10 protein-coding genes are annotated in these 8856 nt (G+C 40.1%); 2 read left to right on the plus strand and 8 right to left on the minus strand.

Annotated elements, in window-relative coordinates; translation table 11 throughout:
• Nucleotides 1–21 precede the first annotated feature (21 nt).
• A complete protein-coding gene (locus AC0L6R_RS03275) occupies nucleotides 22–834 on the plus strand; it encodes an ion transporter (RefSeq protein WP_283411916.1) in 813 nt (270 codons plus the stop codon).
• Here the strand turns inward: AC0L6R_RS03275 and AC0L6R_RS03280 are convergent.
• From AC0L6R_RS03280 to AC0L6R_RS03290, 3 genes are read right to left on the minus strand one after another with little or no spacing between them, the layout of a single operon-like run.
• A complete protein-coding gene (locus AC0L6R_RS03280; RefSeq protein ID WP_283411915.1) occupies nucleotides 831–1520 on the minus strand; it encodes a potassium channel family protein in 690 nt (229 codons plus the stop codon). The two genes, AC0L6R_RS03275 and AC0L6R_RS03280, sit on opposite strands and share 4 nt — an antisense overlap.
• 10 nt (nucleotides 1521–1530) lie before the next feature.
• Complete coding sequence (locus AC0L6R_RS03285) at nucleotides 1531–3345, minus strand: TrkH family potassium uptake protein (RefSeq protein WP_283411914.1); 1815 nt, start codon at nucleotides 3343–3345, stop codon at nucleotides 1531–1533.
• Between the two features lie 27 nt (nucleotides 3346–3372).
• Complete coding sequence (locus AC0L6R_RS03290) at nucleotides 3373–4593, minus strand: voltage-gated chloride channel family protein (protein ID WP_473269908.1); 1221 nt, start codon at nucleotides 4591–4593, stop codon at nucleotides 3373–3375.
• Nucleotides 4594–4772: 179 nt separating this feature from the next.
• Here AC0L6R_RS03290 and AC0L6R_RS03295 point away from each other — a divergent pair, with 179 nt between their 5' ends.
• On the plus strand, nucleotides 4773–5660 hold the full coding sequence (locus AC0L6R_RS03295; RefSeq protein WP_473269909.1) for a TIGR01777 family oxidoreductase: 888 nt from the start codon (nucleotides 4773–4775) through the stop codon (nucleotides 5658–5660).
• 30 nt (nucleotides 5661–5690) lie between these two features.
• Here AC0L6R_RS03295 and AC0L6R_RS03300 read toward each other — a convergent pair whose 3' ends face one another.
• The 5 genes from AC0L6R_RS03300 to AC0L6R_RS03320 form a co-directional block, all read right to left on the minus strand.
• Complete coding sequence (locus tag AC0L6R_RS03300; RefSeq protein WP_473269910.1) at nucleotides 5691–5825, minus strand: hypothetical protein; 135 nt, start codon at nucleotides 5823–5825, stop codon at nucleotides 5691–5693.
• Nucleotides 5822–7714 carry a MutS-related protein gene (locus AC0L6R_RS03305; protein ID WP_473269911.1) on the minus strand — a complete coding sequence of 631 codons (1893 nt, stop codon included), beginning with the start codon at nucleotides 7712–7714 and terminating at the stop codon, nucleotides 5822–5824. Before AC0L6R_RS03305 ends, AC0L6R_RS03300 begins: the two co-directional genes overlap by 4 nt.
• A 333-nt stretch (nucleotides 7715–8047) precedes the next feature.
• Nucleotides 8048–8221, minus strand: a complete 174-nt coding sequence (locus AC0L6R_RS03310) for a PLDc N-terminal domain-containing protein (protein ID WP_473269912.1) — start codon at nucleotides 8219–8221, stop codon at nucleotides 8048–8050.
• Between the two features lies 1 nt (nucleotide 8222).
• A complete protein-coding gene (locus AC0L6R_RS03315; protein ID WP_283411908.1) occupies nucleotides 8223–8456 on the minus strand; it encodes a PLDc N-terminal domain-containing protein in 234 nt (77 codons plus the stop codon).
• Nucleotides 8457–8723, minus strand: coding sequence for a PLDc N-terminal domain-containing protein (locus AC0L6R_RS03320; RefSeq protein WP_473269913.1), 267 nt, complete (start codon nucleotides 8721–8723; stop codon nucleotides 8457–8459).
• Nucleotides 8724–8856 lie beyond the last annotated feature (133 nt).

Here is an 8856-nt window from a genome sequence, read left to right on the forward strand (position 1 = left end):
TAAATTTTTCTAAATTCCCCTATGAAACTCACCAAAAAACGCCTTGCTCATATTGTATTTGAGTCTGATGATTGGGCTTCGAAGACCTTCGATATTGTACTCTTATTTATGATTTTCGGAAGTATTTTCGTGGCAATTTTAGATTCGGTCGGAAGCCTACGAGCTAGATTCGGAGAGGTCTTTTTGATTTTGGAATGGGTCTTTACCATTCTATTTACCATTGAATACTTTCTTAGAGTTTGGCTATCGCGCAAGCCTAGCGGGTATATTTTTAGCTTTTTTGGAGTAGTAGATTTGCTAGCCATTTTGCCTTCTTACCTCAGTTTCTTTGTGCTCAATTCCCAACTTTTCACGGTAGTAAGAGCATTGCGTCTGTTGAGGGTGATACGGATCCTGAAACTTGGCCGCTACGTCGCGGAGGCGGAGTATTTAACTAAATCTCTGAAATCGAGTTCTCACAAAATACTGATTTTCATAGGTTTTGTGGTGACAATTGTACTGATCATGGGCACGTTCATGTTTATTATCGAAGGGCCACAGCACGGCTTTACTAGTATACCAATCGGAATGTATTGGGCGATAGTGACTTTGACAACGGTGGGTTTTGGAGATATTTATCCCGTGACTCCTCTCGGACAGTTAGTTTCGTCGCTAATTATGCTGTTGGGTTATGCAATAATTGCTGTGCCTACGGGGATTGTTTCATCAGAAATGGCGGCACAGAAAAGGAAGGACGAGAAACTGTTAGAAAATAACAGATGCCCAAAATGCAGATTTAGTCCAATTCATGCAGCAGATAACTACTGCAAAAATTGTGGAGAAAAGCTATTCTAATCTCCAAGCTTTAGAAAATCTTGTATGTTTTTTATTTTCCCAAAAAGCAGCAACACATCCTCATTTTCGAATTTGTATTCTGGTGTTACTACTCCGATCACGTTTTTGTATGGCGTATTAATTCCTAAAAGATTTTTTCGCTGCTCTATTTTAATAATCGTAAGGATATTGAGGTAAAATTCTTTTCTGATGTCTGCTTCTGCTACAGTCATTCCCACATATCGGCTAGGCACTTTTACCTCTACGATGTTATATTCATCAGAGATCTCCAAGGAATCCAGGACGCCTTTCATCTCTAGGCGTTTCGACAGACGATCGGCAGTTTCCTCCTCTGGGTGAATGATTTCGTCTACGCCGATGGCTTGAATTACTGTTTCATGAAGTTGGTTGATAGCTCGCGCGATGATACGATTGGACTTTAATTGTTTAAAAATAGCTGTGCTCATGATAGAAGCCCCGATATCCTCCCCGATCGCTATGATGACGACATCAGTGTCTTTTAAGGGGAGGTTTTTTACGGCTGCCTGATCTGTGGCGTCCATTACGATAGAGTGCGTGATGCTATCTTTGATCAACTCTATCCGACTTTCACTAGAATCCACGCCAATCACTTCGTGACCTAGATTAGTCAAGCGCTTGGCTAGATAGCCTCCGAAATTTCCAATTCCTACTATTATATATTTCATGTCTTCTCGATTACGTTATATAAACGGTTTCCTCAGGGTATTTGTACCGTTGTTCTCCTATCCTACGAACGATTGCAATTAAAATCGTGAGTGTTCCCACCCTTCCGATAAGCATTATTACCATCAATACTAATTTACTTCCTAAACTTAATTGTGAGGTAATGCCTAGCGTGAGTCCTACTGTTGAAAATGCGCTAAAAACTTCGAAAGCAACATCAATCATGGGGAGCTCGGGATCAAAAACCATCAGGAGGAAAACTCCTAAACCCATGACCAACACCGAAAGGGAAATCACCGCAAATGCTTTCTTCAGTGTCTCATTTGAAATCTGCCGTCTGAATACCTCTACTCTTGTTTTGCCAGAAGCTATGCTAAATGTGTTAAGCATAGCTACCGCAAATGTGCTTGTTTTTAACCCTCCTCCTGTAGATCCAGGTGAAGCGCCGATCCACATTAGAAAAAGGTAAACCAGAACGGTGGGAACAGCTAATTCCCGCATGTCCACCGTATTGAACCCCGCAGTTCTTGGGGTCACTGCCCCAAAAACTGTAGTCACAAATTTACCATAGGGACTCAGTCCTTTTAGGGTATGCCCCTGTTCTGATATTGCATAGACGACCATACCGATTACCAGGAGAATGCCGGTAGTATATACTACCAATCGTGTGTTGACGCTGGATACTCTTGGGGTATGTCTGTATTTTTCTATCCCGAGGATACTTTTCACATAGCCTACTACTAGGTGCTTTACATAAGAATAATAATTCAGCACTACAGGAAAACCTATTCCACCAAGTACAATCGCCAGTGCAATCGCCAAATGCATATTATAAGCTTCTCGGAAACCTTCCTCATAGAGCCCGTTGCTGAGCGTAGAAAACCCTGCATTGCAAAAAGCTGAGATCGCGTGGAAAAGCGAGAAGAATAGCTGATCTCCACGGCCTGAAAATTGTGCAGAGTCGGTAAAATGATAGATCAAAAAGGCGCAGAATCCTTCCACCAAAACGGTAAAGGAAATGATCTTAAATAGGGTTGTATAAATCTCATTTACATTGTTCTCATTGATGTAATCACGTATGAAAAGTCTGTTTTCTATGGAATAACTACCCTTAAAAAAGAAGCCAAAGAAACTCGTGAATACCATGATTCCAAGTCCACCAATTTGGAACAAAATCATAATTACTACCTGGCCAAAAAACGTGAAATCCTTGGCAGTATCCAGTACGATCAGGCCCGTGACACATACAGCAGAAGTCGCCGTGAACAAGGCGTCTATGAAGCTTATATCCCTAGTAGTAGCTTCAGGAAGGCTTAGCAGGCCCGTTCCCACGAAGATGAGCAGAATGAAAGAGAGTATAAAAACTAATGAAGGGCTGAGTTTTAGTTCATTTATGGTGAGACTAAATTTGCTGAGCTCTATGAAAAATAAGACGATAACCAGACCATTAATGAGATGGTAATGTGCTGTGAAATCCAAAACCAATTGAGTTATTTCATCTCCTAGCACATTCCAGCGGACTAATGAAGTAAGAATCATTAAAAGCGAAAGAAGTAACTCAAGGATTACACGTGCAGGAAAAATTGATTTTTCTACCAATAAAACTCTAAGAAGATAACCAACTCCTATGAGGATTAGGGAGATGTTGAAGAGCTCAGAAGCAGTGACCTCATTTTGAGGGTCTGTAGAATACCCAAAATGAAATAGCAAGAGACCAAAGGCAAACATGCTACTGATCTGAACGACTTTTTCCTGCACCTTAATCACCTTATTGAGAAAGATGATATTGCGATCAGGGTTAGAAAAAATTTTCAGCTTGAACTTCATGGGTTAGCAATAGACTTTAAAGGAATATCAATCGTTCTCTTGGGACTTTTTTCTGGAAAAGTTAAAAATCCCTTCTGCAGGATACAAATGGAATTTCTTATCCAGATTTTGTGATGAATAGATACTCGATTTGCCACTGAAAAGGTAGGCTATCAAACAAGCAATTCCCAAATATATCCCTGTTTCATATCCAAATAACTCCATTCCCATTACTGTACATGCCAATGGGGTGTTGGTGGCTCCCGAGAAAACACCGACAAAACCCATACCTGCCATCAAGGCCAAGGGAAGTGGAATCCAAGTAGCAAGGGCATTACCCAGCGTAGCTCCTGTGAAGAACAGTGGTGTTACTTCTCCACCTTTGAAGCCAGCACCCAAAGTAAAGCTGGTCAGGCCAGTTTTCGCCAACCAATCGTACCAAGGTAATGGAGTCTCGAAAGCTTCTACTATCCTGGGGATACCTAGTCCGATGTAGGTCGTACTGTCCGAAATGTATACAATTCCCGCGATCACCAGTCCGCCTATGACCGGGCGAAGCGGTGGGTAGGAGATGTGTCTAGAAAATAGATGAGAAAAAAAATGATTGCTTTGGGCAAATAATCTCCCGGATAACCCAAAGGCAATTCCAGCTGGAATGATCCAGAGTAGGTTCATCAAAGTATGCGGCGGCACCAGATCCACCAAATAATGCGTATGTGCAACTCCGAAAAGTGAGCTACAAACCCAATTTGCCACAAATGCCGTCAAAAAAGCAGGAAAGAGCGATTTCCATCGGATTTTCCGATGAAGCATCCATTCCAACGCAAATATTGCTCCAGCCAGCGGTGTCCCGAAAACAGAGGCAAATCCACCTGAAACTCCAGCTATTAATATGATTCTTCGATCTGCTGGATCAACTTTAAAATAGTTAGTGAGTTGGTCTGCAAGTGACCCTCCCATTTGCACGGCAGTACCTTCTCGTCCAGCCGAACCACCAAATAAATGTGTCAAAACTGTCCCTAAAAGGACCAAAGGAGTCATTCTAAGTGGAATGGGCTTTTCGGATTTGTAGAGTTCATCGAGTAAAAGGTTATTTCCTTTTACAGAATTTTCCCCTAATCGGTAATAACTCCAGCCTATCACAAATCCTGCAATTGGCAGAAATCCAATGATCCAGAGATGAGATTCCCGATAATCAGTTGCCCAATTCAGGGCAATCAGAAAAATAGCTGAGGCAGACCCTGAAAGTAAGCCGATTAGCAGACTCAAAACGATCCAGAGTAGTACGTACCGAAAAATAGATGTACTGTTCAAACTAGTTTTTTCAATTAGTTGGGCCAAATTAGGAATAGATATTGAATTTAAAGAAGCGTACTTAGTCTTATATTATCAGATAAGATTAACATATTGGATTGATATAGGGTTATCTTAAATTAAATTACCCATAGATGAAAAATATTCTTATTTCCGGAGGTTCAGGTCTTATTGGCCAAAAAATCACACAGCTACTGGAACTGAAAGGATATTCAGTGGCCTGGCTTAGTAGATCTAAACAACAGCAAAAGTCATTTTTATGGGATGTGGAAAAGCAAACTATAGATGCAGAAGCCGTAGAATGGGCAGATGCTATCATTCATTTAGCCGGGGCAGGTGTGGCGGAGAAACGCTGGACTGAAGAGCGCAAAAAGATCATTTTAGATTCACGAATTGATAGTACTCGATTGCTTTATACAGCAGTAGAGAATGCCGCTGAGAAGCCAAATACGTTTATTTCAGCTTCTGCTGTTGGTTTTTACGGTTTCGACACCGGAACAACTTTAATGGATGAAACGTATGAGTCAGGATCAGATTTTTTAGCTCAAGTGGTCGTCTCTTGGGAAAATGAGGTGAAGAAAATGGAAGAATTGCATCTTCGGACAGTAATGCTGAGAATAGGCATTGTGCTGGATGCAAATGGCGGAGCGCTTGGAGAAATGATGAAGCCACCTATTGCTGCACCACTTGGAAAAGGAGATCAGTGGATGAGCTGGATAAGTATAGAGGATTTGGCAAGGATGTTTGTCTTTGCATTGGAAAAGACTACGCTTCAAGGTGTCTTTAATGCAGTTGCACCAAATCCTGCTACCAATCAGCAATTAACCCAGGCAGCAGCTAAAGCAAAGGGTAAACCTTATGTTGGAATTGGAGTACCCGGTTTCGTACTAAAGTTAGTTTTAGGGGAAATGGCCGCGATGGTTCTTGGCGGAAATCGAGTTTCTTCTCAAAAAATCCAGAAGGCTGGGTTTGACTTTGAATGTCCAGATTTGACCCCTGCGCTAAAGCACATTTATAGTTAATGGGTGTAATGGCTTTTCCTATTGGTAGAATTAGGAAGTAGCTTTTTTTCCTTGAAGTAATTCTAAGATTTGCTCTTTGATAACAAGGTGTAGTCCCAGGCTGTCTTTGGAAACTCCATCTACAAGCTTGTAAGTATAAATGGCTTCGTCATTGACTACTCTCACATCAAAGCACTTGAAGAAAATGTTCTTTTGTTTTTCCAATTCCTGGCAATCTCCATGATGTGCGAAGAAATAATGTAGACACTTCCAGGCTGCTGGGCGATAGCAGAAATTATCATAGAAGAAGCAGTGGAGGCATCTTTTACATTGGTGCCACGAAATAGCTCATCGAAAATGACGACTAGATTTTTATCATTTTTGATCTCACGCGTTACTTCTTTTACTCGTTTTACTTCACTATAAAAATGACTTAGTCCATGATTAATATTATCAGAGAGATTGATCGTAGTGAAAATCCCGTCGAAAATACTCGTTTTCATTTTGACAGCAGGAACAGGGAATCCCAAATGAGCAAGATAAATAGCCAAGCCGAAGGCCTTGAGGAAAGTAGATTTACCTGACATGTTTGCTCCAGTGAGAAAACACATATTTTCTTTAGCTGAAATAGTGAAATCATTACCAACAGCTTTAGCCAGCTTTGGGTGAAACAGCCCTTCAATTTCTATTAGAGAACTCTGAGTTTTCTCAAATTCAGGAAAAGCGAATTTTAATTTTTTACTTGTCTGAGCTACTGCGTTGTATGCATCAAATTCATAAAAGCGTTCGAGTAACCAAAGGAGCTGTTCCTTTCCCTTACTTCTCAACATAAAATCAAACTCTGAAAAATGGAGGTAAAGCGGTTTTTGGCCATAGGAATCCATAAAGTCCCGCAAATTGCTGCTGTTGATTTGTTCTTGAATCTGATAAGCAAGATTGGATAGATACCAATTAGGGTTCAGGTCTTGGATTTTAGTAGCCAGTTGTAATGCTTCTTTCAAAAATTCAAACACATGTTGCATCCCTGTTTCCTGAATGTAAAAATTGTTTGAGGTGCGATACTTGTTTTTCAGATAGATTGACAGCGAACTGTATTGGGAAGAATTCACTGCTATGCCAGACTCCAAGTAGACAGTAATAAAATCAAGTTGCTTTCTGTCAAGCCTCAGTAGGCCATCATTTTGCTGAAAGAATTTTATAGATTCCTGTCTATTTTGAAGGAGGATTTTGCTTTTCGTTGGATTGCCAAACAACTTTTCCAAGTAAGCTTTTCCACCTTTTGATTCTGGCTTTTCAAATAGAGAAAGTAAACTTTCCTCACCGTAGTTGATAGCTAGACCCAGATCTTTCGATGTCTGCTTGTCAATAAGAAAATGCTCATCATCAGCTTCTGCCTCTTTTTCGGATTTCTCAGGAGGCAGGTAATTGTATTCGATGAGTTGTTTTGTATCGACTATTGGCTTCAGCGCTCCGCCCATAAGCAGGAAGGTTTTGTTGCTAACATCCATCAGATTCAGGTAGTCGTGATCAGTAATGATGATGCCGTTTTCTTTCTTATGTATATCAATGAGTGCTTTGATGTCCGCTCTGTAGAGTGGTTCTACTTGGGAAAAAGGTTCGTCAAGCAAGGCAAATGCCGTTGGAAGATTGAGAATCAGTAGTACTTGAAGGTATCGTTTTTCACCTCCAGAAAGTGCAGAGATCTTTTTATGTAGAATCGGCTTTATTCGAGTATTAGCAATAACTGAATTTCTACTGTTTTCTTCATCAAAGTATGTTCGAATGACCGAGGAAACAGATAAGCCATTTGGCAAGAAATTGCCTTGAGGTAGATAGGCTATTTTATCTCCATCTGAAAATGCTTTTTCCAGGAATTTACCGTTTATCCTAATGCTTTTACTTTCTGCATCAGTTGACCCAAAAATTATCTGAAGTAAAGTGGATTTGCCTGTTCCATTTCTACCTAAAATTCCAATTACTTCTCCTGTGGTGCATTTAAGATAGATATCAGTAAGTAAATGTTTATGGCCAAATGCCTTGATCAGACTATCTACTTCTAAGATGTGATGAGTCATAGGCAATTAAAAAATAAGGAAATAGGTGAGGGCAATGGCTGCATTTACCCCGAAAGTAAAGCCAATCAATTTTAACTTTTCATGCCCTAAATTGAAATAGAAGAAATACTGATGCGCATACCTTACTTCAAGTAAATATAGAGCGAGTAAGTAACCAATTGTCAAAAGTGGGAGAAAAAAGAAAACATCAAAACTGCCACCGTTTATGTAGGCTAGGAAAGCGATAAGTAATGAAAAAGGAATGTTGAAACTGCTGATTTGCTTGTAGTATAAAAAAAAGACTTCTCATGCTTTAGTGGCTCTAAAAGGCATACATCGAAAAGCATTTTGATTTCAAATCCTTTTCCCTCTACCGATCAAGAACCAAAGAATGGCTCCTAAAAGTGGTACTAGTACTACGATAATAATCCAAATGAGTTTGTCGTTTGGGTTTGCGAACTTACTGCTCACCACATCAAAAATGGTAATTGCATAAATTATTAACCCAATAGCACCTAGTCCAAACATATCAAGAGTAATTCGTTATTTTAGTGCTTTTCCCCATCGCCAAGTAAACAAGGGGACCGATAAGCTGGGCAAATAGAATAACTACGATCCAGATTATTTTCATATTGGGATCTTTGAATTCCGAGCGAAGGATATCTACCAGACAGTAAATCCATAATATGCCATAGATAAGACCAAACAGCAGTACAACTATAATGGAGCCTCCGCCCATGTTTTGAATAAAAGAAAGTGTCATTTAGTTTGAATTAGGGGATTTTGAAAATGTAGGCTTAAATCTGCGCCGTTCTTTTCTCTGGCTTCTGGCCATTGCGAGATATAAAAATGTGCCGATGACTGGCGCAAGTATTATAGTCACCACCCACATGAGTTTGCTATGAGCCGCCCTAAATTCCGCTCCTAGCGCATCAAATAGCGCATAAGCCCAAAAACCTAGGTAGAGTACAGAGAATAGGAATGAAATTTGCCAAATGAGTTGCCCATCTCCAGGTACTATTAAATCCATGTGTATTCTTCAATTATTTTAACCATTGAACCAAAATAGCTTTTTTTGAGGAACTAAGAGCATCAGATTTTCAGCTAAAAGTTAAACCACCAATCTATATGAAAAGAAGTCTGTTTTCGCTGATTTTATCCTT

The sequence above is a fragment of the Algoriphagus sp. 10J20-15 genome (genome assembly GCF_055809615.1).